At 69.2% G+C, this 452-nt stretch carries 1 protein-coding gene; it reads right to left on the reverse strand.

What is annotated here, in order from left to right:
* Window positions 1-452: sulfite exporter TauE/SafE family protein (locus tag B3446_RS18530; RefSeq protein ID WP_291383881.1), on the reverse strand; the 452-nt coding region annotated here is incomplete at both ends.

Below are 452 nucleotides of genomic sequence, written 5' to 3' on the forward strand. Positions count from 1 at the left end.
AGCACCAGGCCGGCGGTCAGCGAAATCGTTGACACCGTGAACGCCAGCCCCAGCGCCTGCACCAGCTCCTCGCGCTGCAACCCCAGCGACTGCAGGTACGGCACCGCCGGCATCACGAACACGCCGGTGGCGCCGGTCACCACGCCCGACAACGCACCCACCAGCGGCCCCAGCCAACGCTCGCGCCGCTGCTGCACGCGGAACACCGGCGCAAGCAACGCATAGGCGGCATAGACCACCAATGCCACGCCCAGCGCAACGCGCGACCAAGTGCGATCGACCCGCACCAGCAGCGCGGCCGAGCCCAGCGTCACCACCACCACGGCCAGCATCATCGGCCACAGGCGCCGCACGATGCGGTCCAGTGACGGCCCGGACAACAGCTGCCACGCATTGGTGACGAAAGTGGGAATGAACAGCATCGACGCTGCCGCCACCGGCGACAGCGTGCT

This window comes from Achromobacter sp. UBA5777 (assembly GCF_002418565.1).
Taxonomy (GTDB): Bacteria; Pseudomonadota; Gammaproteobacteria; order Burkholderiales; family Burkholderiaceae_B; genus Achromobacter; species Achromobacter animicus.